This is a genomic window from Terriglobia bacterium (assembly GCA_020072565.1).
In the GTDB taxonomy this organism is placed as follows: domain Bacteria; phylum Acidobacteriota; class UBA6911; order UBA6911; family UBA6911; genus JAFNAG01.
In genome coordinates this window covers 1-22,898 of sequence record JAIQGI010000057.1, presented here as the reverse complement: position 1 = coordinate 22,898, position 22,898 = coordinate 1, and the positions used below count along the sequence as shown (strand labels likewise).

General features: G+C 55.9%; 40 protein-coding genes. 37 read left to right on the top strand and 3 right to left on the bottom strand.

The genetic code is table 11. The features are described from left to right. Positions 1-17 precede the first annotated feature (17 nt). The 18 genes from LAP85_25050 (at position 18) to LAP85_24965 (ending at position 9,928) form a co-directional block, all read left to right on the top strand. The gene (locus LAP85_25050; protein MBZ5499681.1) at positions 18-260 is read left to right on the top strand and encodes a ribbon-helix-helix domain-containing protein; all 243 of its coding nucleotides are present in this window, start codon (positions 18-20) and stop codon (positions 258-260) included. Then, on the top strand, positions 245-583 hold the full coding sequence (locus tag LAP85_25045; protein MBZ5499680.1) for a type II toxin-antitoxin system PemK/MazF family toxin: 339 nt from the start codon (positions 245-247) through the stop codon (positions 581-583). Before LAP85_25050 ends, LAP85_25045 begins: the two co-directional genes overlap by 16 nt. Positions 584-663: 80 nt before the next feature. Continuing rightward, the gene (locus LAP85_25040; GenBank protein ID MBZ5499679.1) at positions 664-1,503 is read left to right on the top strand and encodes a nucleotidyltransferase domain-containing protein; all 840 of its coding nucleotides are present in this window, start codon (positions 664-666) and stop codon (positions 1,501-1,503) included. A gap of 67 nt (positions 1,504-1,570) precedes the next feature. Further along, the gene (locus LAP85_25035; GenBank protein ID MBZ5499678.1) at positions 1,571-1,891 is read left to right on the top strand and encodes a type II toxin-antitoxin system RelE/ParE family toxin; all 321 of its coding nucleotides are present in this window, start codon (positions 1,571-1,573) and stop codon (positions 1,889-1,891) included. Continuing rightward, positions 1,884-2,234: a helix-turn-helix domain-containing protein gene (locus tag LAP85_25030; protein MBZ5499677.1), complete on the top strand. Its 351-nt coding sequence runs from the start codon at positions 1,884-1,886 to the stop codon at positions 2,232-2,234. Before LAP85_25035 ends, LAP85_25030 begins: the two co-directional genes overlap by 8 nt. A 22-nt stretch (positions 2,235-2,256) precedes the next feature. Next, a complete protein-coding gene (locus LAP85_25025; GenBank protein ID MBZ5499676.1) occupies positions 2,257-2,961 on the top strand; it encodes an ankyrin repeat domain-containing protein in 705 nt (234 codons plus the stop codon). A 109-nt stretch (positions 2,962-3,070) separates the two neighbouring features. Beyond that, positions 3,071-3,538 (top strand): hypothetical protein, encoded by a 468-nt coding sequence (locus tag LAP85_25020; GenBank protein MBZ5499675.1) that lies wholly within the window; start codon positions 3,071-3,073, stop codon positions 3,536-3,538. Between the two features lie 105 nt (positions 3,539-3,643). Continuing rightward, positions 3,644-4,030 (top strand): VOC family protein, encoded by a 387-nt coding sequence (locus LAP85_25015; protein MBZ5499674.1) that lies wholly within the window; start codon positions 3,644-3,646, stop codon positions 4,028-4,030. 551 nt (positions 4,031-4,581) lie between these two features. After that, on the top strand, positions 4,582-5,109 hold the full coding sequence (locus LAP85_25010) for an ORF6N domain-containing protein (GenBank protein MBZ5499673.1): 528 nt from the start codon (positions 4,582-4,584) through the stop codon (positions 5,107-5,109). A gap of 88 nt (positions 5,110-5,197) precedes the next feature. Further along, complete coding sequence (locus tag LAP85_25005; GenBank protein MBZ5499672.1) at positions 5,198-5,632, top strand: DUF3795 domain-containing protein; 435 nt, start codon at positions 5,198-5,200, stop codon at positions 5,630-5,632. Positions 5,633-5,665: 33 nt separating this feature from the next. After that, positions 5,666-6,133, top strand: coding sequence for an immunity 50 family protein (locus LAP85_25000; GenBank protein MBZ5499671.1), 468 nt, complete (start codon positions 5,666-5,668; stop codon positions 6,131-6,133). Between the two features lie 72 nt (positions 6,134-6,205). After that, the gene (locus LAP85_24995; GenBank protein MBZ5499670.1) at positions 6,206-6,640 is read left to right on the top strand and encodes a hypothetical protein; all 435 of its coding nucleotides are present in this window, start codon (positions 6,206-6,208) and stop codon (positions 6,638-6,640) included. A 193-nt stretch (positions 6,641-6,833) separates the two neighbouring features. After that, the gene (locus LAP85_24990; GenBank protein ID MBZ5499669.1) at positions 6,834-7,151 is read left to right on the top strand and encodes a type II toxin-antitoxin system RelE/ParE family toxin; all 318 of its coding nucleotides are present in this window, start codon (positions 6,834-6,836) and stop codon (positions 7,149-7,151) included. Between the two features lie 65 nt (positions 7,152-7,216). Beyond that, positions 7,217-7,447, top strand: a complete 231-nt coding sequence (locus LAP85_24985) for a helix-turn-helix domain-containing protein (GenBank protein MBZ5499668.1) — start codon at positions 7,217-7,219, stop codon at positions 7,445-7,447. A 77-nt stretch (positions 7,448-7,524) separates the two neighbouring features. Beyond that, positions 7,525-7,878, top strand: coding sequence for a hypothetical protein (locus tag LAP85_24980; GenBank protein ID MBZ5499667.1), 354 nt, complete (start codon positions 7,525-7,527; stop codon positions 7,876-7,878). A 306-nt stretch (positions 7,879-8,184) separates the two neighbouring features. After that, positions 8,185-8,547 (top strand): hypothetical protein, encoded by a 363-nt coding sequence (locus LAP85_24975; GenBank protein ID MBZ5499666.1) that lies wholly within the window; start codon positions 8,185-8,187, stop codon positions 8,545-8,547. 107 nt (positions 8,548-8,654) lie between these two features. Beyond that, the gene (locus LAP85_24970; protein ID MBZ5499665.1) at positions 8,655-9,005 is read left to right on the top strand and encodes a DUF2200 domain-containing protein; all 351 of its coding nucleotides are present in this window, start codon (positions 8,655-8,657) and stop codon (positions 9,003-9,005) included. 506 nt (positions 9,006-9,511) lie between these two features. Next, positions 9,512-9,928, top strand: a complete 417-nt coding sequence (locus tag LAP85_24965; protein ID MBZ5499664.1) for a type II toxin-antitoxin system HicB family antitoxin — start codon at positions 9,512-9,514, stop codon at positions 9,926-9,928. A 413-nt stretch (positions 9,929-10,341) separates the two neighbouring features. Here LAP85_24965 and LAP85_24960 read toward each other — a convergent pair whose 3' ends face one another. After that, positions 10,342-10,653, bottom strand: coding sequence for a HigA family addiction module antidote protein (locus LAP85_24960; GenBank protein ID MBZ5499663.1), 312 nt, complete (start codon positions 10,651-10,653; stop codon positions 10,342-10,344). Continuing rightward, positions 10,637-10,918 (bottom strand): type II toxin-antitoxin system RelE/ParE family toxin, encoded by a 282-nt coding sequence (locus LAP85_24955; protein ID MBZ5499662.1) that lies wholly within the window; start codon positions 10,916-10,918, stop codon positions 10,637-10,639. Before LAP85_24955 ends, LAP85_24960 begins: the two co-directional genes overlap by 17 nt. Positions 10,919-11,034: 116 nt before the next feature. Between LAP85_24955 and LAP85_24950 the strand changes: the two genes are divergently transcribed. The 19 genes from LAP85_24950 to LAP85_24860 all read left to right on the top strand — a co-directional run bounded on the left by LAP85_24950 (position 11,035) and on the right by LAP85_24860 (position 20,640). Then, the gene (locus LAP85_24950; GenBank protein ID MBZ5499661.1) at positions 11,035-11,544 is read left to right on the top strand and encodes an immunity 50 family protein; all 510 of its coding nucleotides are present in this window, start codon (positions 11,035-11,037) and stop codon (positions 11,542-11,544) included. 87 nt (positions 11,545-11,631) lie between these two features. Further along, complete coding sequence (locus tag LAP85_24945; protein MBZ5499660.1) at positions 11,632-12,648, top strand: GNAT family N-acetyltransferase; 1,017 nt, start codon at positions 11,632-11,634, stop codon at positions 12,646-12,648. A 150-nt stretch (positions 12,649-12,798) separates the two neighbouring features. After that, positions 12,799-13,401 carry a dihydrofolate reductase family protein gene (locus LAP85_24940; protein MBZ5499659.1) on the top strand — a complete coding sequence of 201 codons (603 nt, stop codon included), beginning with the start codon at positions 12,799-12,801 and terminating at the stop codon, positions 13,399-13,401. Between the two features lie 116 nt (positions 13,402-13,517). Continuing rightward, positions 13,518-13,901, top strand: coding sequence for a hypothetical protein (locus LAP85_24935; protein ID MBZ5499658.1), 384 nt, complete (start codon positions 13,518-13,520; stop codon positions 13,899-13,901). Between the two features lie 73 nt (positions 13,902-13,974). Continuing rightward, positions 13,975-14,235, top strand: a complete 261-nt coding sequence (locus LAP85_24930) for a DUF4160 domain-containing protein (GenBank protein ID MBZ5499657.1) — start codon at positions 13,975-13,977, stop codon at positions 14,233-14,235. A 9-nt stretch (positions 14,236-14,244) separates the two neighbouring features. Next, positions 14,245-14,601 carry a DUF2442 domain-containing protein gene (locus tag LAP85_24925; GenBank protein MBZ5499656.1) on the top strand — a complete coding sequence of 119 codons (357 nt, stop codon included), beginning with the start codon at positions 14,245-14,247 and terminating at the stop codon, positions 14,599-14,601. Positions 14,602-14,660: 59 nt separating this feature from the next. Continuing rightward, entirely contained in the window at positions 14,661-15,047 is a 387-nt protein-coding gene (locus LAP85_24920; protein ID MBZ5499655.1) for a VOC family protein, read from the top strand. 185 nt (positions 15,048-15,232) lie between these two features. Next, entirely contained in the window at positions 15,233-15,514 is a 282-nt protein-coding gene (locus tag LAP85_24915) for a type II toxin-antitoxin system Phd/YefM family antitoxin (protein ID MBZ5499654.1), read from the top strand. Then, on the top strand, positions 15,511-15,813 hold the full coding sequence (locus LAP85_24910; protein MBZ5499653.1) for a type II toxin-antitoxin system RelE/ParE family toxin: 303 nt from the start codon (positions 15,511-15,513) through the stop codon (positions 15,811-15,813). The genes LAP85_24915 and LAP85_24910 overlap by 4 nt, the downstream gene beginning before the upstream one ends. A gap of 147 nt (positions 15,814-15,960) precedes the next feature. Next, complete coding sequence (locus LAP85_24905) at positions 15,961-16,692, top strand: hypothetical protein (protein ID MBZ5499652.1); 732 nt, start codon at positions 15,961-15,963, stop codon at positions 16,690-16,692. 152 nt (positions 16,693-16,844) lie between these two features. After that, on the top strand, positions 16,845-17,093 hold the full coding sequence (locus LAP85_24900) for an AbrB/MazE/SpoVT family DNA-binding domain-containing protein (protein ID MBZ5499651.1): 249 nt from the start codon (positions 16,845-16,847) through the stop codon (positions 17,091-17,093). Then, complete coding sequence (locus LAP85_24895) at positions 17,094-17,429, top strand: type II toxin-antitoxin system PemK/MazF family toxin (GenBank protein MBZ5499650.1); 336 nt, start codon at positions 17,094-17,096, stop codon at positions 17,427-17,429. 68 nt (positions 17,430-17,497) lie between these two features. Next, positions 17,498-17,812, top strand: coding sequence for a BrnT family toxin (locus tag LAP85_24890; GenBank protein ID MBZ5499649.1), 315 nt, complete (start codon positions 17,498-17,500; stop codon positions 17,810-17,812). Next, entirely contained in the window at positions 17,799-18,029 is a 231-nt protein-coding gene (locus LAP85_24885) for a hypothetical protein (GenBank protein ID MBZ5499648.1), read from the top strand. The genes LAP85_24890 and LAP85_24885 overlap by 14 nt, the downstream gene beginning before the upstream one ends. Before the next feature lie 105 nt (positions 18,030-18,134). Continuing rightward, on the top strand, positions 18,135-18,671 hold the full coding sequence (locus LAP85_24880; protein MBZ5499647.1) for a 2'-5' RNA ligase family protein: 537 nt from the start codon (positions 18,135-18,137) through the stop codon (positions 18,669-18,671). 196 nt (positions 18,672-18,867) lie between these two features. Then, positions 18,868-19,113, top strand: a complete 246-nt coding sequence (locus LAP85_24875) for a type II toxin-antitoxin system Phd/YefM family antitoxin (GenBank protein ID MBZ5499646.1) — start codon at positions 18,868-18,870, stop codon at positions 19,111-19,113. Between the two features lie 113 nt (positions 19,114-19,226). Beyond that, a complete protein-coding gene (locus tag LAP85_24870) occupies positions 19,227-19,571 on the top strand; it encodes a hydroxylase (protein MBZ5499645.1) in 345 nt (114 codons plus the stop codon). Between the two features lie 99 nt (positions 19,572-19,670). Further along, the gene (locus LAP85_24865) at positions 19,671-20,099 is read left to right on the top strand and encodes a hypothetical protein (protein ID MBZ5499644.1); all 429 of its coding nucleotides are present in this window, start codon (positions 19,671-19,673) and stop codon (positions 20,097-20,099) included. Positions 20,100-20,250: 151 nt separating this feature from the next. Next, a complete protein-coding gene (locus LAP85_24860) occupies positions 20,251-20,640 on the top strand; it encodes a hypothetical protein (protein ID MBZ5499643.1) in 390 nt (129 codons plus the stop codon). A gap of 136 nt (positions 20,641-20,776) precedes the next feature. Here the strand turns inward: LAP85_24860 and LAP85_24855 are convergent, their stop codons facing one another. Continuing rightward, positions 20,777-22,702 (bottom strand): ABC transporter permease, encoded by a 1,926-nt coding sequence (locus LAP85_24855; GenBank protein MBZ5499642.1) that lies wholly within the window; start codon positions 22,700-22,702, stop codon positions 20,777-20,779. Positions 22,703-22,898: the final 196 nt, after the last annotated feature.

The window sequence follows — 22,898 nt, the reverse complement described above, 5'->3', positions numbered from 1 at the left end:
ATACTTAGAGGCTGCAAATGTCTAAATCCAAGATTGCCATTACCATCGACGAATCAACCCTGCACCGCCTGGATGAACTGGTCGAACAATCCATGTTCCCCAGCCGCAGTCAAGCGATCCAGGAGGCCGTCGAGGAAAAAATTGCTCGGCTGAAACGGACTCGGTTGGCCCGAGAATGCGCCAAATTGGATCCTCCTTTTGAAAAGGCGCTCGCAGAGGAAGGACTGTCTGAGGACCTGTCGGAATGGCCCGAATACTAAGAGGCGAAATCCGCTGGGCTGATCTCAACCCGGTGCGAGGCAGAGAGCAAGCGGGCAACCGGCCAGTACTTATTCTCAGCCATGACGTGTTCAATGAACGCTCCGGGACTGTGATCGCGGCCGCGCTGACAAGTCAGCCACAGCGTGCTGCCTTCCCTCTAGCTTTTGAGCTCCACGCCCCGGAGCTTCCCAAGAGATCCTGGGTCAAGATCAGTCAAATTCGCACACTCTCCATCGAGCGTATCGGTTCTCGGATTGCCAGAGCCACGCCGGAAGAGGTTGCCCAGGTTGTTGAGGGTCTTAACGAAATCATCGGAACCTAAACTATGCGCTCCAGCGGACCCGCAAAAAACGCGGGCCGCTGAGCGCCGGCGTTAGGCGAACAGCATGGCGGAGACTTAGAATGGCAGACTCAATCTCATCTAGGATCCAATCAGGACTGACGTTTTTGGAGCAGTCAGAGGATATTATTATCCTGCTCGCAGTTGAGTCCGGAAGTCGCGCCTGGGGCTTTCCTTCCGTCGATAGCGACTATGATGTCCCCTTTATCTACCTGCACCGCAGTGATTGGTATCTGTCAATCGAACTCGATGAGCTCCGCGATGTAATTGAACAACCAATTAGAGATTCGCTTGATCTGAGCGGCTGGGACATCCGTAAAGCACTAAAGCTTTTCCGCAAATCCAATCCACCACTATTGGAATGGCTCCAGTGTCCCATTGTGTACCGCGAGCAATTTTCGTTCGCGGAGCGGCTCAGGGCACTGCTCCCTGCTTTTTATTTGCCAAGGGCTTGCTTCTTCCATTACCTCCATATGGCACGAGGCAACGTTAGAGAGTATCTACTTGGTGATTTCGTCTGGCAGAAGAAACATTTTTACGTGCTCCGCCCCCTGCTTGCGATGCTGTGGATTGAGAAAAACTTAGGACCCGTACCGATCGAATTCAGTCGACTTGTGGAAGCCACTATAACTGATTTGGATCTTCGCGAAGAAATCCATCGGCTTCTCGAGGCAAAGAAGGCAGGTGCCGAGCTCGACCGCGGTCCCAGGATTCCAGCAATTAGTCGCTTCATCGAAATTGAGATGGACCGATTCGAGAGCGCGGCTGTTGACAGCCCGAGCGCCGCTCCGCCATTGGATCAGCTCAACGGCCTGTTTCGGGACACTCTTGCGGAGGTCTGGGATAAACGATCGCCTAACAACGGCATGCAGCCGCCGGCGCAAACCGCGCGCCGCGGCTGATGCTGAGCGTTAGTCGTCCTGGGAAGGCTGGTGGAATATAGCGAATATGCTATACTGTGCCAATGACATGGACCGTCACCTTCTACAACAAGCGCCTCGAGAGCGAGATCCTCGCTTTCCCGGCCGGCTTCCTCGCTCGATTTCTTCGGTATGCGGAGAGAATGGAGGCGTTCGGCCCGGATCTGGGCATGCCCCATACCCGAGCATTGGGTGCGGGCTTTTCGAACTTCGGGTCAAGGCCGCAGAGGGAATTGCGCGGGTGTTCTATTGCACCGTAGTTGACAACCGCATCGTCTTTCTTCACCAGTTCGTGAAAAAGACCGAGAAGACACCTGCCAAGGAGCTCGACATTGCGCGGCAGCGAATGAAGGAAGTGAAACATGGTTAGTAATCTCAAGCAGTTCAAGACACGCGCCCTCGCGCGCACCGATGTGAAAAGGGCGTACGACGAATTGGCGGAGGAATTTGCCTTTCTCGACGAGGTGTTGAAGGCGAGGACTGAGTCCGGTCTTACCCAGGCGGAGGTCGCGGCTCGGGTGGGAACCACCCAATCGGCCATCGCCCGGTTGGAATCCGCTGAACCCAAACACTCCCCGTCTATCGCCACCCTGCAAAAGTATGCAAAGGCTCTGGGATACAAGGTAGAGGTTCGGCTCGTCAAGGAAGAAGGACGGCTAACCACGCGCTCGAGCGGACGCGCCGCAAAGGCGGCGGCCCGCCGCTCAGCTTAATCGTTAGCCGGAAGAGAAACCGATGCCAAAGGTGAAGTCGGTGTTTCTTGAGTTCGTTCGACATGTCGTGAACGGCGAGATCGACGAGGTGTCCCGCCGACTGGCGGCCAGTCCCACTCTTGCTACAGCGCCGGCTGAGGTTGGCGCTGCTCGCCATGGCGCACCAGACTTCTTTTTCACCGAAATCGCCCACTACCTTTACGCCGGCGACACGGCTCTCCATATGGCTGCCGCCGCGTTTCGGCGTCCGATCGCAATGCTTCTCGTCGCACACGGGGCGGATTGCCACGCAAAGAATCGCCGCGGCGCCCAACCCCTTCACTACGCGGCGGACGCCAACCACTGGGAACCGACGGCACAGGCGGAGACGATCGAGTACCTCTTGTCGGTTGGCGCAGACCCCAATGCCTTGGACAAGAGCGGCGTGGCGCCCCTGCACCGAGCGGTGCGAACACGGTCGTTGCCAGCAGTCCGGGCTCTGTTGGATGGCGGCGCCAACCCGAGGGCGTCAAACAAGTTCGGCTCCACGCCCCTGCACCTTGCCGTTCAAACCACTGGGCGAGGAGGGAGCGGTTCTGAGCACGCACGCCAGCAGCAGACGGGCATCATCAGGCTCCTGCTGGAACGCGGCGCAAGCCCGACCGACAAAGACGGGCGTGGAAAACAGGTGAGTGAGGCGGTGACGAGTGAGTGGATTCGAACCTTGCTCATCGGAGGGACCGGCTAACCAACGGCTGAAGCTGACCGGGGCCGCCATCCTGGTTTTCCAGGCTTCAACGTCCTTGCAGGCGGCCCCGGCAGCTTAGCCGTAGCGTTAGCCGGGCACAAGGATGATAATGCGACTAATTGGCAACGAAGGGGAGGAACTCCGACTCGAGGTGCTCGGGTATCAATTCCCGGAGATCAAGGACGACGAATGGGATTCCGAATGGTTGATCATCTCGGGAGAAGTGTCGTGTGCTCAAGGCCGCTGGAGCTTCAACGACCCCTGCCTCTGTACTTTCGAGGTCCAAACCCTTGCTACCTGGTTACGCGACGTTCCGGTCGGTGGGCCTGAGCGAGAGCTTGGATTCACTGAGCCGAATCTTCGTTTCGAACTCGTTGAAAGGCGAGACGGCGACGTTCTCTTGGTTTCCTTCTCCCAGGAATCTTCTCCTCCTTGGGCGACTGAGGACCAAAGGTACGGTGAGGGATTCGCGCTGTCGTTTCCATTTCAGCTAAATGATTTCTCTTCGGCGGCAGCGGCACTCCAGAGCATGCTGCTCCGGTGGCCTGTGCGCGCACGGAAGACTGAGGCTGGCTAACTATTCGCTCCAGCGGCCGGCGCAAAGAGCGCGCCGCCGCTAAGCTCAAACGTTAGGCGTCGCAAACGCAGTACGCTTTAACTTGACCGCACTTAGGAGGCTCAAATGAAGAGAGTCACAGGTATCGGAGGAATCTTCTTCAACGCGAACGACCCTGTCGAACTGCGAGCTTGGTACAAGCAGCACCTGGGCATTGACGTCCAGGAATGGGGAGGCACCGCGTTCACCTGGACCGATGCAGCGGGCAATCCGACAAAGGGAACGACCGTGTGGTCCATCGGTGCCGCCGATGGTGAGCACTTCGCACCAAGCAAGTCGACCTTCATGGTCAACTATCGCGTCGAAGACTTGGACGCTGTGCTTCAGTCGCTTCGGGACGAAGGATGCAATGTCCTGGACAAGACGGACGACTCCGAGTACGGAAAGTTCGGTTGGGTCATGGATCCTGAGGGGAACAAGGTCGAACTTTGGCAGCCACCTCCGGGGCAGTGAGCTCCATGCCTGAAAACCAAACGCCGACGCCTAACCTGTCGTTCGAGCCGACAGCCCTCGGCATGCTTCGGTCTGCGGCTCAACTTCAACGTTAGATGCTTGAAAAGCTGAAAGCGGCTTCAAGAAACTGAGGGCCAAGGCAGCGTTCCCCTGCTTAATGGCGTCCCTGGTGGGGTTGGATATCTTCGCTGCGTGCCATACCTCAGAGATGGCGCTCGGGCCAGCTGTGTGCAGTGAAGTATAATGGTGCCACTGCTCAGATTTTCTTGGAGCCAGAGATTGGCAAGCTGGCCCGAGACGCCAGCGTAAATCGACGAGGGTGCCGGTGTTGTCGATCGCAATGAACGACTGATGCTGCTCCGAAAAAGAGCAGCATCTAACAAAGCGCTCCAGCGGACGGCCGGGAATCTGGGTCCCCGGTAACCGCCGCGGTTCACCGGCTGCATCTCGGCTTTCGCCGGCCGCCGCTGAGCGCCAACGTTATGGTCCGAAGAAGGATTGACAAGGTGGTCACAATCTGCGACCACTTCGGTGGTGCTTAGGGAGACAGAATGTCGAAAGCGCAAGCGTTGGTCAAAATCGGCAAGATCCAGCAACGAATCCTGCTGATTCGCGGGGAGAAGGTGATCATAGATAGCGATCTTGCAGAAGCTTACTCTGTTACCACCAAAGCCCTCAATCAAGCCATTCGCCGAAATGCTGACCGCTTCCCTCCCGATTTTATGTTCCGCCTCACCAAGAAGGAGAAGCAGGAGGTGGTAACAAACTGTGACCACCTTCAGAACCTGAAGTTTTCGCCGGTCAATCCTTGCGCCTTCACAGAACACGGTGCAATCATGGTAGCGAGTGTGCTGAATTCGGCCAAGGCGATCGAAGTCAGCGTATTCATCGTCAGAGCCTTTGTCCGGCTTCGAGAAATGATCTCCGGATACAAAGAACTTGCGAGAAAGATCGCCGAACTGGAGAGAAAGTTTGGCAACCATGACGAGCAGATAATGGTCTTGATCGAAGCGATCAAGCAACTGATGGATCCAAAGCTGCCGCCGAAGACACAACGGATCGGATTCCGTACAGACTGACCCTAACTATTCGCTTCAGCGGCCGGCGCAAAAAGCGCGCCGCCGCTGAGCTCAAGCGTTAGGCGAACTCTTGGAGATGGAGGGAAGCATGGAGCAAATTCTCAGCCGATGTGGCTATCGGTGCGATCTGTGCCTCGCCTACCGGCCCAACGTCGAAGCGAACCCTGCCAATCAGCAGGTCCTTAGCGACGGCTGGCACAAGTACTTCGGGTTCCGGATACCGGCCGAGCAAATCCTCTGCGACGGATGCATGGCCGACAATCCTCGCCTGATTGACAATGCCTGCCCGGTGCGGCCATGCGTGATCCAAAGAGGCATAGGCAACTGTTCTGAATGCCCTGAATACATCTGCAACAAGCTTGGTGACCGAGTCGTGGTCTACGAGACGCTGGCGGCAAAGCACCCGTGTCCAATCCCAGCGGAAGGCCGTGCTCGCTTCATAGCACCGTACGAGAACAAGGCACGCCTCGACCTATTGAGGAGCGCCCGAGGAGTGCGCAAGGGCGAAGAGAGTAATTCTTGATGCCGCCTAATTATAGTTAGGCATACAAAGTATATGACCAGTATCGAATCACTCATTCAAGATAGCCAGAAGTTGACAGCTTTGTTTGGCGCCTGGCCATCATTCCACGACGCAGAAGTTGTCGATCTTCACTTCTGGCGTGGTGATGTCAAACCGGGTGATTGGGATGATAGGAATATTTTCCCGGTGCTCACCGTAAAGGTGCGTGTCTTGGAAGCGACGCAGCCGGGGGCTACTGGCGCGGGTCATGATGTTTTTGCCACTTTGCGTTTTCATGACGTAGGTGATTTCAGGATGGCGGGTTTTAACCATCAAAATAGGATTTTCGGCCTTTCCATCAGAGTTCAGGACCGCGGGAAGTTTGAGAGCGGCGAGAGCTTGCCGCCCTTTTTGGCTGTCCAGTTTCAGCAAGCGTTCGGCATAAGTGCATCATTTCGCTGTTTCCGAATTGAAGTTGTAGATGCTGCGCGATGTACCGAGGAAGGAAAGGTGTATGCCTAACTATTCGCTTCAGCGGACGGCGCAAAAGGCGCGCCGCCGCTGAGCTCAAACGTTAGGCAGAAGCGTGCATCAATGAGAATAAAAATAAGTGTTGTAGGATCAATTGCCTCCTTGTTGGCAGCTGGATATTTGGGCGTTATTATTTTGGATTTTTCCAAGGTGTTTGGAGCACTATTCCGTGTAGGCTTGTTAGTCCTTGTAGCGTGCCAAATCGTGGCTCTATTACCTTTGGTCGGCGTTTCAGGCGCTGGACGAATCCGCCCACCTGCTCTTAGCTTCTTGGTTCGGTTTCTGGGCATGATGTTCTGTGCAGGCTCCGCCCTGACCATGGGATTCGGTTCAGTATCGTTTATTTCTCACCATGGACTGACAGGAATAATTGCACCCGCGGCCGTCTCAGGAGTAGTGGATGAAACGGGTACCTTCCATTCCCTTTCCCCTTCAGTGACGGTTCTGGAGCTACTTCCTGTAGTGTTGCTTATCGCATGTCAGGTATGGGGACCTTGATCCTGCTTCGGCATCGAAGCGCGGATCTGCCTAACACGCCGCTGCAACCGGCGAGCGGCACCGAAAGGTCAAACTAATGCGACGGGTCGTGACTGCCGCTCGCGGTTGAGCGGCAAAGCGTTAGCCTGATCTGAAATCCTGGATGTTACATCATTTCCCTTGGCAGGTGTACGCCATTGGCGTACAATAACAAATGCGCTTTGTTGAGACGCCAGTGTTCACGAGAAGCGTAACGTCGATACTCGACGACGATCATTATAGGACTCTCCAACTGGCGCTGGTCTTGCGCCCGGAGCAAGGCACTCTCATTCGGGGCAGTGGCGGGCTTAGAAAGCTACGATGCCCGCTGCCAGGCCGAGGCAAGCGGGGGAGTGCACGGGTGATCTATTACTGGGACAGGCACACAGAGACTTTCTATATGCTGTTCGTTTACCGCAAGACGGAACAGGGGGATTTGACCCCAGAACAGATACGAATTCTTGGTAAGATTGTCAACAAGGAGTTTAAGTGAAAGAGCACGATTTCAAAAATCTGGTAAAAAGTGTTCGCCAAGCCGGGAAGATTCGCCGCGGCCAGATGAGAGCAAGCCGGGTCTACTCATTCAGGCCGACCGAAATCAAGTCGATACGATCGAAACTCGGCAAATCGCAATTCGCATTTGCTCTCATGATCGGCGTGAGCGTTGCAACGCTCCGGAATTGGGAGCAGGGACGTAGGGTGCCCGAGGGGCCGGCGAGGGCTTTGCTCAAAGTAGCGGCCGAAAATCCTGAAGCTGTGGCAGAAGCATTGGAAACATACACAGGCTAACAAGAGCATCCAGCCGCCGGCGCAAAACACGCGCCACGGCTGATGCTGCGCGTTAGCCAGACGGGCGAGGGGTTGCAATGGATGCAGAAGGGTTCGTAGCTGCCATACGCGTATCTGCGATGCGTTCCGCCGCGGACGGTACCATCGCGAACATGAACGATCCGCCGGGTCGGAGGCCTGCACCGGAACTCGTTGCCTTGGGCAATTGGTATCGTGCTCTCCCGGCGTCTGATCGCGAGATGGTCCAGCACGCTCTTCTCGAGGCAGCACACGCTGCAGTCTTCGGTGTATTCGCGATCCTGGACGGCGCTCGGCGGGTGGACCCAGCCCAGCCACCTGTAGAGTTCGAGCTCTGGCATGTCGCTCGCGATGGCAGGATCAAGTTGAACGGAGACCTGCACAACATCCTCAACTCAGAGCCATGGTGGTGACGGGATTGCTGGCTAACAAGGCGTTGAACCCGACGGGCCTTCGGCCCGCGGGTTAACGCCAAGACGTAAGCTGGATAAAATATGAATCCACGTGACCTCCTGATAGAAGGTGCATCAATTCTCGAACCAGTACTAGCTCCCCACAAATTCCGCTTCAAATTCCGCGAAGCGGGCCGCGGTTCTGGCGGAGTATTTGCATGGGGCGAGTTTGTCTATAGGCATTGACGGTTGGAGCTTCATTTTCGATACTCCTTGGAATTCGTTACATATCACATAGGAGCCGAACGCGTGTCGCACGAAGGTTACATGAGAGAGCTAGGCGTTAGTAGCCAAGCCGCATATCCAGGCTTCTCCGACGCACCTCTCGATGGTTTTCGGCATCTTGCGCATGATATCGGGCAATTCGCGCAGGATTTTTTATTCGGCGATGGAAGTATCATCATTCGTGGAGCGAAAGCGGAGCGTGGGCAATTAGAGTTGGAGAACCATGCCAGCATGGCGCGCTATGTTGGTGACGTTCGAAAGCGAGAGGAGGCGAGGCAGAGATTCCAAGCGGAAGATTGGCCTGGTGTTGTTTCGCTCCTCGACTCGCTTCAGTACCCGGAACAAATGGAGAAGTCTGACATACATCGCCTGGAACTAGCCAAGCGGCGCACAAAAACCAGCTAACTATGGCATGCAGCCGGCGGCGCAAAAGACGCGCCGCGGCTGATGCCAAACGTTAGCGCTCTGAAAACAGCATGCATATCCGGCTTCTGCCCACTTGAGGAACGACGATGCCTAAACACCGAATTTTCGCGACAAAATTTGCAGCGGTTTATCCGCTATATGTTCAAAAAGCGGAACGAAAAAATCGTACGAAAGAAGATGTTGACCAAATCATCTGCTGGTTGACTGGATATAACCAAGCGGAATTACAGCAGCAAATCAAACGAGAGAACGATTTTGAAACTTTTTTTGCTCAAGCACCAGCCATTCATCCAAATAGTTCGCTTATCAAAGGCGTAGTGTGCGGTGTTCGCGTGGAAGAAATTGAAGATCCGCTGATGCAAAAGATACGCTATTTAGACAAGCTGATTGATGAGCTCGCAAAAGGCAAACCAATGGAGAAAATTCTGCGGCAATAAGTCGTTTCGCCATAACAATCTACTGCGATTAGAGGGCCCATCATGCATACGCACAGGCCTCCGTCAGTCGTTATAATGCAAGATGATATCACTTGCGCTGTTTGGCTTGTTGCCAGCATGGTCGTCACTATCACATATGTATGATTGGGCTTGCGCGCATGAGCGCTAACAATTCGCTGAAGCCGCCGCCGCTCCGCGGCGCGGCTTAGCTCAAACGTTAGACGACAAAATTTACTCTTGCAACATAGTGTCACCGGTAGTATCATAGTTACTGTGACACAGGCTGAGAAGATCCTCAAAAAGATGAAGGCCAATCCACGAGATTGGCGAATCGACAGTCTCAAATCAGTAGCGGAGGCCCATAATGTAGCATTCCGCCACCCGGGCGGCAGCCATGTCATCTTTCGCCACACCAACGGTGCGATGTTGAGCGTGCCGGCACATCGCCCAATCAAGCCCGTTTATATAAAGAAATTCGTTCGCTTGATCGAATATGGAGTTTCAGAATGAAAACATCTCGAATTGATTATCCGTTTGAGATACGTCCTCTTTCCAAAGACGAAGGAGGCGGATATTCCATCACATTTCCCGATCTTCCGGGTTGTCGTTCTGACGGAGCCACTCCGGAGGAAGCTATCAACAATGGTCGCGACGCACTTGAATCATGGCTTGGAGTTGCGCGCGAGTTCGGGGATGAGATACCAATCCCTTTTTCTGGTGTAAGCGGACGTTTCGTTCAGCGTGTCCCTCGTTCACTGCATGCTCAACTTATCGCCCGAGCAAAAATTGAAGGAGTGTCTCTCAATACCTTGGTGGTTTCCATCGTATCGCAAGGACTTGGACAGCGGCAGACTGAACTCATAAAGGATCGGTCGTCTAACTATTCGCTCCAGCGGTCGGCGAAAAAAGCGCGCCGCCGCTGAGCTCAAGCGTTAGATGGATGAAAGGCAAAACGAGGCTTCAAGGAACTGAGGCCCAAGGTTCTGTTCCCCTGATTAGTATTGTTCTTCGCGGGCTGGATATCTTCGCTCGGCGCCATATCTCAGAGATGGCGCTGGAGCAAGCTCTGTGCCGTGACGTATGATGGTGCCAGGGCCGAGATTGTCGTGGAGCCTGAGTATGGCAAGCTGGCCCGAGATGCCAGCTTGGAACCACGATGGTGCCAAGCTCGCCGATTGGCGCAAACGATTGGTGCTGATTCGAAAGAGGCCAGCATCTGACAAAGCGCTGCAGCGGACGGCCGCGGCCTTGCGGTTCCTGCGGCACTCGAGGTTAGCAGGTTGCGCCTGGCTATGCGGCGGCCGCCGCTGAGCGCTAACGTTAGACGGATACCAAGTCATGCAGCCGCCAGTTTCTTTACCTGAAGAGAGTGCCTTTTTAGTTCGGCTTGGGCTAGGTCGTACTGAAGTTGCTGTTGCAGCCAACTCTCGGAAGTCGTGTCGAAGGCAATTGACAGCCGGACAGCCATTTCAGGGCTAATTCCGGAACGGCCGTTCAAAATGCTTGACAGGGTCTTGCGACTCACACCAAGTGCTTGGGCCGCCTCCGTCACGCTAAGGCCCAGGGGTTGAAGGCAAAGTTCTCGCAGGATTTCCCCGGGATGAGGAGGGTTTTGCATTTTAAGGGTGGATCTAGTGGTAGTCTTCATAGTCAACCTCCTTGACGTCGGAGCCGGAAAATATGAAAGTTACGCGCCAGTTTCCACTCACCCTGACAGCCCAACTGCCCTTCCGGTCGCCTCTCAGGGGGTGCAGCTCCAATCCTGGCAGCGCCATGTCTCTTGGTTCGATCGCCACGTTCAGCCGACCAAGGATGAGTCGAAGCCGACCGGCGTGCTTTGCATTTATTCCGGCAGTTGTGCCGTTCAGGAAAAAACGTTCCAACCCCTTGTGCCGGAATTTGAGAATCGCCACGGCGAAAATTGTAACATGTAACGTTTCAGGTTACAAGACCCGTCTAACTATTCGCTCCAGCGGACGGTCCGCTGCGCGCGCCGCCGCTGAGCTCAAGCGTTAGGCATACACAGAACATGACCAGCGTCGAATCACTCATTCAAAATAGCCAGAAGCTGACGGCTTTGTCTGGCGGTTGGCCATCCTTCCACGATGCGGAAGTTGTCGATCAACACTTGTGGCGTGGCGACGTCAAACCGGGCGATTGGGATGACAGGAATGTTTTCCCGGTGCTTACCATTAAGGTCAAGGTCTTGGAAGCAACACAGCCGGGCGCTACTCACGCCGGTCATGATGTTCTTACCACTTTGCGTTTTCACGATGTAAATGAGTTCAAGATGGCGGGTTTTAACCACCAGAATAGGATTCTCGAGCTTTCGATCACTATTCAGGACCGTGGCAAGCTTACTAGTGGCGAGAGTATGACGCCATGGTTGGTTGTCGAGTTTCAGTCAGGGTTCGGCATGGGCGCATCCTTTCGCTGCTTCCGCATTGAGGTTGTAGATGCTGTGCGATGCACCGAGGAAGGAAATGTATATGCCAACTATTCGCTCCAGCGGTCGGCGCAAACTCCGCGCCGCCGCTGAGCTCAAACGTTAGGCTACTGGAGAGAGATGATGCCAGAGGACAAGAAATCCCTCGTTTCCGGGCGGTTGCCCGAACATGAGAGCGGTGTGAGAAGAATGATCGCGGACGCTGGAGGAACCGCCTACAAGGCGTTCTTGTCGCTCGCCGAAGCCAAATCGGACGGAGATGGTGTCGTTGTCTTCGAGGGCGATTGGGGCGGACAGATCTACCTCGTCGCCCGGGCATCCTACGTCCAGTGTTCGGAAGCAGTGCTCCGGCAACTCGTTCTCGATCTTGACGCGCGCCAATGGAAAGACCCAGACGCTGCGCGTGTGTATTACGAACGTCAGCCGGTGGGTTCTGGTATCTCGGGGGGCATGGGTGGGGGCGTCGTTCTTCCTGATGTTTGGGTTCACGATCGGCTGCGGGGACTCGAAGGCACGATTCGGCGTGTCCTTACGGGCGAACAGGTGAGGCTCGAGGGGCAGGCCAGTTGCCTAACTACGGCGTGCAGCGGACCGGGGCCGCGCCTTTGTTCTGAGTTGGCCTCGAATCGAGCGCTGGGCGGACAAGTAATGGGGGACCCAGGTATGCGAATTGGGACTCCGCCACCGACCGATGGCCTAGTCACTCTCACGGCTTTTGTTCCCAGTGATGCTCCCGTGTTGTGTGACGGCGACCGTGACCGCGAGCATCGACGGTGGTTTGAGTTTCCCGACGACTTCGTGCCGTCAATCCAGCATTCGCTGGAGGCCATCGCTCGATGGGCGGAAGAACGAATCGAGGGTAAGCGGTTTTCCTTTGCGGTCAGAGATGCAGTCACCGACACGCTTCTCAGCGGCTGCGAGCTGCGGCCTCGGGCGGATGAGGCAGCGAATCTCTCTTACTGGACGTATCCGGTACATCGTAACCGTGGCATTGCGTCACGCGCCGTCGCGCTGGCGTGCCAGGTGGCATTCGGGGACTTTGGTTTTCGCCGGGTGGAGGTACTCACCGACCCGGACAATGCGCCATCCCGCCTGGTGGCCATTCGTAACGGGTTCAGAGTCGCCGGCATGCGTGACGGCCGTATCCTTCACGTACTCGAGGCGCAATGGTTCACGAACCGACAGGTTGTGTCCTGACCGGTGGGGGCCGCCCAACAACCGGCTTAAGCTGACGGCGCGCAGGAAGCCGGAGGCGGCTGGGAGTCGGTATTCGTGCGCCGCAGCTTAGCCGGAGCGTTAGGCGGCATTGCGGAATGAAAAAAGCAATACACATAAAGGAGAATAGCCATGCGAAAAATCATCGTCCTTGAATTTGTTAGCCTCGACGGAGTCATCCAAGCGCCGGGCGGGCCCAAGGAGGATATTTCCGGCGGTTTTAAGTACGGCGGTTGGACTGCTCCGCACTTTGACGACTTTACGAGCAAAGTGATGGGAGAGCAGATGAGCAAGGCCTTTGAGTTATTGTTGGGCAGAACTACTTTTGAAATCTTTGCGTCATACTGGCCGCACCACAGTGCTGGGTGGCCTGGTGTCAATGAAGCGAAAAAATATGTCGTCTCGCACGAGGAAATGAAGCTTGAATGGAAAAATTCGGTTCTTCTAAAGGGCGACGTGGTTTCAAAGGTAAAGAAACTCAAAGAACAAGACGGTCCTGATTTACAGGTTTATGGCAGTGGCAATTTTGTTCAGACCCTCTTGAAGCATGACTTGGTTGATGAATTTTGGCTCAAAATTTTTCCAATAACACTTGGGTCGGGAAAGCGCTTGTTTGCCGATGGAACGAGTCCGGCAGCGTTCAAATTAACTGGCAGCAAAGTTTCGCCACTCGGCGTTATTATTGCTGATTACAGGCGTGCCAGTGAAGTGAAGACAGGATTGCTTGGAGCTTAAATTTTTGTATCTATGCAGCGAATCGCATCACCGCCTAACAACGGGTTGCAGCCGACGTTGCTCCGCTACGCTCCGCAACGCGGCTGAACCCGAACGTTAGCCAGCGAGGAACAAGAATGCCGAATGGGTTTCATGGCAGACAAGAAGAATGGGATCGTATTGAGCATCCGTTAAGGAAGCTCGACGGCATGCTTGAAAGGTTCGCAAGGGATAAGCGGCTGGTTCTGAGAAAAAACGAAAGAAACTGGCCGGACCGCTCATTCCGATGGGGAGACCGCCCGAATATCCTTATTCAGGTCTTTTTGGAGTCGGAAAAGCAGTCTACTTACACACTGTGGATTTCGGCTGCCGATCATCGCAGTCGAGCCGATTATTGGAAGCACAAAACGCTGCTTAAGGCGGTACCAATTGATGAGCTAGCTCAACAGCTTCCAGATCTACTAAAAGAAGCATATGCCACGGCCAATGAATGGATTGATATTTATAATGCGGCTGGCTAACTATTCGCTGCAGCGGACGGCGCTTGCGCGCCGCCGCTGAGCTCAAATGTTGAACTCCGGAGATGAGGAAGGAATGCCGAGACTCTCGTACTTCTATGGTATCGCTATCTATATGTACTACCGCGACCACGCGCCACCTCACTTCCACGCCATTTACGGTTCCGACGAAGCCGAGGTCGCAATCCGGTCTCGCCGGCTATTGCGGAGCAGCCTCCCAACACGCGCCCTCGCACTGGTTCGGGAGTGGGCTAGAATGAACGAGAGGGAATTGCTCGCGGCCTGGACGGGCGCACAGACGGATGAGTCGCTGCGGCCGATCCCGCCGCTGAAGTAAGGAGGTATTATGAGCGCTCCAGTGCTGAGAGTTGAGGCCGCCCGCTTAGTGGGCTCTCACGAACTGCTCCTGCGTTTCAACGATGGCGCCGAGCGCCGGGTCGACCTGCTTCCTGTGCTCACAGGGTCGGTGTTTCAGCCTCTCCGAGATCCGGAGTTCTTTTCTCGGGTCACCCTTGATCCAGTCGCGGGCACGGTAGTCTGGCCGAACGGAGCGGATTTCGCCCCCGACTACTTGAGACAACTCCCTGACGTGGGGAAGCAGCAGGGACGCAGAAGAGAGTCCAACTATGCGCTCCAGCGGGCGGGTGGCGCGGGGAAGGTCGCGGAAAGGCCGAGTACCCGCCGTCGCGCCCCCCGCCGCTGAGCGCTGTCGTTAGGCGCCAGAAGAGCTGGTTCGTTTGGTGCATCAAGATTGGGGGAGAAATGAAAAGAGTTACAGACATCGGCGGCATCTTCTTCTTGGCTAAGGACCCCGTCGCGCTGAGGGCCTGGTACAAGAAGCACCTGGGCATAGACGTCCAAGAATGGGGTGGTACTGCGTTCAAGTGGGCAGACGAAGCAGTGCGCCCCACTACGGGCACCACCGTATGGTCCATCGGCGGGCCCAGCGGAGACAACTTTGCGCCCAGCAAGGCCCCCTTCATGATCAACTATCGGGTGGCGGATTTGGCAGCGTTGCTGGATGCGCTCCGGAACGAAGGCTGCCATGTCCTTGAGAAGGCAGACGACTCAGAGTATGGAAAGTTCGGATGGGTCATAGATCCAGAAGGGAACAAGGTGGAGCTTTGGCAACCACCTGCCGGACAGTAGCATCGAGGTACAAGCAAACAGTGCAGCTGGCGCCTAACAGGTCGCTGCAGCCGTCACCGTTCTCGTCGCTTCGCTCCTCGCCCGGTGCGGCTGAGCTTCGTCGTTAGGCGTCCGAAGGGATCACGCCAGTTGACAGTTTAGGGGTATTAGAGATATCGTTAAACGTACTTTTGGAGGTAACGTTTATGGCAAAGGTGCCCGATATCATTCCAATTACAGACCTTCGTAAGAATGCCGCCGCAGCGCTGAAGCGCGCCAAGTCATCGAAGCAACCCGTCGTAATCACCCAGCGAGGAAGGGCGGCGGCGATTCTTCTGAGCATGGAGGCTTACGAGCGCAGTGAGCACGAGCGCCAACTTTTGCGTCTCATCGCACAAGGCGAGAAAGAGATCGCGGCCGGCAAGGGATTCGAACTGGACGCGGTGCTTACCGAGGCAGACGCTCTTCTCTCCGGTGGCCCAAAGTGAAGCTTCAGTTTACGCCCTCCGGACGCATCCGGTTTCTTAAGGCGGTGTCCTATATCCATCAGGATAATCCGCAGGCCGCCGTCAAGTTTCGGAATAGGGCAGCGCAGATACTCCGACGCCTCACAAAGTATCCGGAGTCGGGTCGACTTATTCCAGAGTTTCCCGATCTTCCCTTTCGCGAGGTAATTGTTGCACCATACCGGTTCTTTTACCGGCCTAAGGGCAAAACCATTTGGGTGGTCGCGTGTTGGCATGGAGCGCAGTTGCCCACAGAACCGGTGGAGGGAACGGACGTCTAACGATTCGCTCCAGCGGCCGGCGCAACAATCGCGCCGCCGCTGAGCTCATACGTTAGGCCTACACAAATGAAGATCATTGGTACTGTGGCATTGTTGGCATGCGCGGCCTGCTCGTCGCGGCCCGTCGCAACTCGGGGAGCAGAAAATATGCGCCTTGCCATCATGCGGAGCATGCCAGATGGGTTCGGCATCTTCTTCTCAGAACTGGCGGGCGAGTGGCGCTTTGTTGCCAAGGGAACAGACCCGGCACTTTCGCCCGACGGCCGACTACTCGCCTACACCGCGCTCGTGAAGACAGGAAGTGAGGAGGGTCGCCGAATCCGAGTTGTCGACATGACGACGGGGCGGTCGTCGTTTTCGACCGAAGTTCCAGGAGGTTCCGAGCAGTACGGCGCGGTGTGGTCGGCAAATAGCGCCTTTCTGTACTTCCACGTGTTCTATCCCAAAGAGAATGCGCGGTGGACCATCGGCAGATTCTCATACCCGACCTTCGAGTACTCGCGGGTCGGTGACCTCCCGCCGGGTGTGCCGCCACCCGCGGCTTCTGCGGACGGTCGCTTCTCGCTCGCCAACGATATCGTCCGCGGATATCCTGGTTTTGACCATGACGGGCCCCACGGTTTGTTCGTCGTTGAACACCCAACGCTCAAGCGTACTCTGCTAACACCCCCTGGGTTCCTGATCGGTGATAGCAGCTGCTGGCTGCAATCGACCAATGAAATCCTGTTCGTGGGGATCTGGCACCCGGACAGCTACCGGGCAACCTGGCATGTCTACCGCATCAACCCTTTCGAGAGAAACTGGGCGATCGTTCCGGAAGCCGACTGGGTCGACAAACGAATCACCGAAGGGCAACAGATCTCGTGCTCGCGGCAGTGAGGGCCTAGCTGGCGGCTGCACCCGACGGCCGCTGCTGGACTGTCAGCGGCCGCGGGTGAGCCGCTGTCGTTAGGCCTCACACGCGCTGCGAGCGAACTTGACAGGGGAACCTTTCCGAGGCTATACATTGTATATCCTGGAGGGGTGTAGAGATGGTCACGAGGGTACAAAAATGGGGGAACAGTCAGGGTCTCCGCCTGGCCAAGCAGGTGCTTGAGGACGCACACATTTCAGTTGGCGATGACGTCGACATAACTGTACGGGACGGCACGATTATTATTACTCCGATAAAGCGCGTCCGCGGCAAACGGAGCCTGCAAGAGCTGGTGTCACGTATTCCCAAAGACTATGAGGCTGGTGAAGTCGACTGGGGCAACCCGATTGGCAGAGAGGTTTGGTAAATGCGGCCTTACGTCCCGAAAAAAGGCGACTTTATCGCCGTGACTTTTGACCCCCAGTCTGGCCACGAGCAGAGGGGCCGGCGACCTGCACTGGTCGTGAGCAACACTCAGTTTAATGCGCATACGGGTCTTGCTATCGTTTGCCCTCTCACCAACAAAGATCGGAGATTCCCCTTCCATGTCGCTATTGATAATCACCCAGAAGTCACCGGATTTGTGATGGTGGAGCAGGTCAAGTCGATTGATTATCGCGCACGCAAGGCCCACAGAATTGGAAGCGCCTCCGAAGCCGTGCTTGAGGAGGTCCTCTCCATTCTTGATGCCTGTATTTATTAGAGGTCTAACAAGGCGCTCCAGCGGCCGCGAAAAAGCCGCGCCGCTGAGCATCGACGTTAGACCGCAAAATTGGACAATGGAGCCAATGGAGGCCACTCCGATTCGAATGGGACCACAAAAAAGCGGAATTAAACCTTGAGAAGCACCGTGTATCATTCGAGGAGGCGATGTCGGTGTTCGGCGACGCTTTATCGCTCACGATCGCGGACGAGTTGCACTCTGTTCGAGAGCAAAGGTGCGTGCTGCTCGGTTTCTCGAACCGAGGCCGACTCGTCGTTGTGGTCCATGTCGATCGGGCAGCTGCAATTCGAATCATCGGTGCACGCGAGGCTACCGCAAAAGAGAGGAAGGCTTATGAGGGTGGGGATTATGAAAAGAGGTAAAAGCACTCCCAGAAAAGCTGAGATGCTCGCTGAATACGACTTTTCAGATGGCGAGCGCGGAAAATACGCGAAGCGGTTTGCGGAGGGCACAAATATCATCATTCTGGATCCGGATGTGGCAGAACTATTCCCTGATTCAAAGACTGTGAACGAAGCGTTGCGCGCTTTGAGTAAGATCGCCGATCGCCAAAGAAAGTTATCTTCCAGGAGCAAATAGACCAGTCAAATGCAGTCTAACATCGGCATTCAACCGCTGGCGCAAAAAACTGCGCCGCGGCTGATGCCAAGCGTTAGGCCTCACGCAGGCTACAGGGATGACATCATGGCTATATGCGCGGTGAACTACCCCACGATTAGCTCTGGGGACTACGAGTGGATTCAGTCCATTCGGCGGGAGCACGACGCGCTCTTCTTCGACGTCGTACGACCTCATTTCACTTTGGTCTTTCCGACTGAAAATGTCGAGAAGTCGGAGTTCATCGCACACGTCGCCGAAGTCGCGAAGCGGATCAGTCCCTTTGACGTCGTGCTTCGCTGCGCGATTTTGGGTGATCCGAGTTTCATGGATCATGCACACGCCTTCTTGGTTCCGGACGAAGGCTTCAGTGACGTTGTGAGGCTGCACGACGCGCTCTACACGGGACCGCTTCGGGCTGAATTGCGGCTCGATTTGCCCTTCATTCCACACATCGGTGTAGCGAGCACTCCGCGCATAGCCGAGTGCAAGGCCATCGTAGACGATCTCAATAGCAAGGGGTTCGAAATACATGCTCGGGTCGAGAAGCTCGACATCATCGGATACGATGGGAATAGGACCTGGACGATTGAGGAGTGTGCGCTTGGCAGAGCGACGGCCTAACAACCGCATGCAGCGGACGCGTTATGGATAGAATGCCTAAAGCCAATAGTCAGCGGCGCGCCGCTGATGCTAACGTTGGGCGGACAAACGAAGATGCGAGAGGGGTTGGGTGCTGATGATGCTTCAAAGGTCGATGGAAAACGCATTCTCGTCTTGTTCATCTAAGGTGTTGGCTGAGAAAGGCAGGTGAATCTATATGAAAAAAGCTGCGCTCTCTGAAGTTAAAGACGATCTCTCTAAGTTTCTGAGGCACGCAGAGAAGGAAGAGGTAGTGATTACGAGGCATGGTCGGCCGGCCGGCATTTTGATCGGCTTCGCGTCGGAAGACGACTGGTTTGATTACCGGCTTGAGCATGATCCCCGGTTTCTAGAACGAATCGAAGCTGCGCGTCGAAGTATCAGGGCAGGCCAAGGCCTTAGGATTGACGATATCGAAACCTGATAAAAAGGGTGCCTAATTATGGCATTCAGCCGCCGGCGCAAAAGGCGCACCGCGGCTGATGTCGGACGTTAGGCTGATCGTGGGCGTCATCGACAACTGGAGATGAATGAGTCATGCAGATCCACTACCTCGAAATCGTGACTAAGGAGGTCGACGCGGTGTGCGCCGCGTACGCCGTAGCGAACGGCGTGCAGTTCGGCGAGCCGGATGCCGGACTCGGCAACGCACGGACGGCCGCGCTGCCGGGAGGCGGGCTGGTGGGGGTGCGGGCGCCTTTGCACGAGTCAGAGGAGCCGGTGGTGCGGCCCTACTGGCTGGTGGACGACATCGAAGCGGCCGTTGCCGCGGCGGTGGAGGCCGGCGGCGAAGTCGCCCATCCGCCGATGGAGATCCCTGGCCACGGCACGTTTGCCATCTACATCCTGGGCGGCATCCACCACGGGCTCTGGCAGTTGTAGGCTCGTGACGGCCCGTGAAGCCGCAAGCCTAACTACCGCATGCGGCACGTCGCTGCGCGCCGCCGCTGATGCTGAGCGTTAGGCGGACGAGAGTGGCAGATGGGTGACTCGAAGGCAGACTGGTGGCGGTGCGGCGGGTCGGCGATGTGGGGCGCGTGTCTTCGGCTGCTGGGCTCACTACTGGGCGGAATCATTGCTTTCGCAGTCTGGCTTGTCGCCGTCCTGGTCCGCATGCCGCGTCCGCCGGTGCCACCTTCATTCGCAGTCACGCTCACCGCTCCTGTCGTGACGGCCGCCGGTTTCGGCCTCGGCATGCTTGTCGCCGAGCGCCTCACGCGGCGTCGCCAAAGTGGTTTTTGCGGGGCGTACCTGTGGTCTTTGGTTGGAGGCACAATCGGGACCCTGGCTATGTTTCCCCTCGGAGGGATGATGGCCGGATTTGGTCTATTTGCCCTTGGAACAGCAGCCCTGCTCATTCGGGAGGTCATGTACCTGAGGTACCTGCAGACTGGCCGCGGACATAGCTGACAGAATGTCCGGAGACAGGCTCTAACCATCTCGCTGGCGAACGAGGAGACCGCCCAACAAGGAATTGGACCGGACGGCGCCCTTGTACCGTCTTGGTCGTCCTATCATGGGCGCCGCCGGTCAATTCCGGCATTAGGCTGAGAGGTTGGGCGTGAAACCACGCAAATTGCTGGCGAAAGCGATATCGTCTCCCGCTAACTTGCGCTTTTCGGAAGATGGTGCGCAGCACGCCGAGCCGCTGCATTCCATAGTCGACGGGGAAGTCGAGTTCGTGGCTTTTGGGAGTTGCGCCAAACTTCAAGACGCTGTCGAAGCCTTGCGAGTTGACCGTTGCGGGAAGAAGATGGGGATTTTTCTGATGATATCATTGGCTGCCTCCAGGCGCTCTCTGCGCCGACAGCCGGACGATATCAAAGCCCCTCACATCGAGTCAGGCAGCCTTGCCGAAAGGACACGGACCAGCAGAGGGAAGGCATGGCGAGGCGTGATCGACGTGGGTTCGATTTCGGTCGCGTTTTATTTTTCCGATCAGCAGCCTTGAGGGTTTCACATTGAGGTATCACGCACAGGGCGAACCATAAATCCTTCATTCTGATTTGGTTGCCCGCCCTCGGTATCAGCAATTGACGAGACTCAGGGCTTCGAGCATGCTCGGACGCCAATTTCCGCGGCCAAGCTCATTCGATGCGAAGGGCGGTCATGGGATCGGCAATCGCTTTTCTTGCAGGGACCAGGACGGCCAGGATCGCTACGCAAATCCAGAGCATCGAAATGGCCGCGTAGGAGATTGGATCCAAAGGACTCACTCCATGCAGCCGATTGACGAGCAGACGGGCTGAAGCTATGGCGCAAGGGAGGCCAATTGCCAAGCCAACAAGGACCGAAGCTATTCCTTCGCGAAAGACAATCTTCATTATGTTGGATTGCGGCGCTCCCAGCGCCAGACGAATTCCAAACTCACGACTACGTCGTGCGACCGAATAGGAAATGACTCCGTACAATCCCACGCTGGCCAGCAGCAGAGCCAGACCGCCGAAACACGAGAGAATAAATGCGGTTGAGCGTTCTCGTGAAAGCGCCAATCGCATTTCCGCCGACAGCGGTCGAACCCCTCGCACCTTGGCTTCGGGGCCAAAGCTTTCAAAGACCTTGCGAATCTGATTGATCATCGAGTTTGCATTGCCTTCAATTCTCACATGCAGTTTGCTGGCGCCACCCTCACTATAGCCGAGCTGGGCCGGTGTAAAATAGACATACGGCTTTGGGCCGTTCCAAACCCTGGAGTATCCAGCATCCTTGACCACCCCCACGACCTCATAGATTTGTTCAGGATTTTTACGCACGTCATTGAGGCTTTTGCCAACCTGGAGCCGTTTGCCCAAGGGATTGAGGCCGGGCCAGAACTGGCGAGCCATCGTTTCATTGATAATCACAGTGCCGGCTGAAGCAGTGCGGTCGTCGTAGTCGGTGAAATCGCGCCCTTGAACCATTGGGATCTGGAGGGTTTTAAAATACCCTGGGGAAATGGCGTTGCTGTCAATCCAGCGATGGGCGCCGTTTGCGGCGATCGATTGCTCTGTACGAACCATCTGGTAGCCTCCGTAGCCCATTTCCGGCGGCGCATCCGAAGCCCAGCTTGCTGCAAGCACGCCAGGCAGCGCGCTGATCCGCTCGATCACTCTCTGGCGATAGCCGACATTCTTTTTATTATTAAATCCGTAACCGGGAGCGCCGGGATGTACAACCAGCACGTTGGTATTAAATCCAGGATCGGCCGTTCCGAAACGCGCGAGAACCTTGATAAACAATCCTGCGCCGATGAGCAAAATAAAGGAAAGCATTACCTGAGCCACCACCAGAATCCGGCGCCAGCGCGGTCCAGCGCCTCCGCGCAAAAAGCCTTGCTCCCTGAGTGTTGCGGTAATCTCAAGCCGGGAGCCCAACAAGGCGGGCGCGAGCGCAAATATCAGGTTTGCAAAAATTGCGATCGAAACGGCAATGGCAAAAATCCTCGGCTCGAAAACAAGTTCGAGATCGCGCAATGCGTCCATGGGACCCTGGCCAAGAGAGCTCTCCAAAGCCGGCAGACACTGCAGGGTTGCCCTCCATACGGCAAAACTCGCCGCCAACGAAATGGTCGAGAGAACCAACGATTCCGTAAGGAGTTGTCGGGCCACCCGGAAACGGCTTGCGCCAACTGCAAGACGGGTGGCGATTTCGCGCTGGCGCGCAGAATTCCTGGCCAGCAAGAGGCTGCTGACGTTTGCGCAGCATATCAGGAGGATGCAACCTGCCGCGACCAACAGAATATTTATGGAAAAAATCGTGTTTTCGTTCATCCGACGAGGGCCGGCAAGTGGATGCAGCTGGATTGTCCATCCATCCTCGGTTAGAGAGCCATCCGCGTGCGCTCCCCAGGACCTTCTCGAATCGGGATAGGCTTTGCTGAGCTGGTTGGAGACGACATTCATCCGCGCCTGCGCCCGTTTCAGCGAAACGCCGGGTTTGAGCCGTCCGATAACGTTAAGGAATCGTTTGTTCCGCTGTTCGAAAAGATCGGAATACATCGGCTCGTTTTCAAGATGGAGAGCGCGCTTAAACATGGGTAGAGGAATCCAGATGTCACGATAAGCACCGCCGTATTCGATATCCCGAAAACGCCTAGGAGTCCGTCCGAGAATTGCGGTTTGAAGGCATATTGTCGCCCTGGAGCTGCCTTATGCAGCGATCCGCCAGTCAGTCGAACATGTCAGATTGCAGAATGTAATTTTGCGTCACTCGCGGTGTGGACTGTGAGTT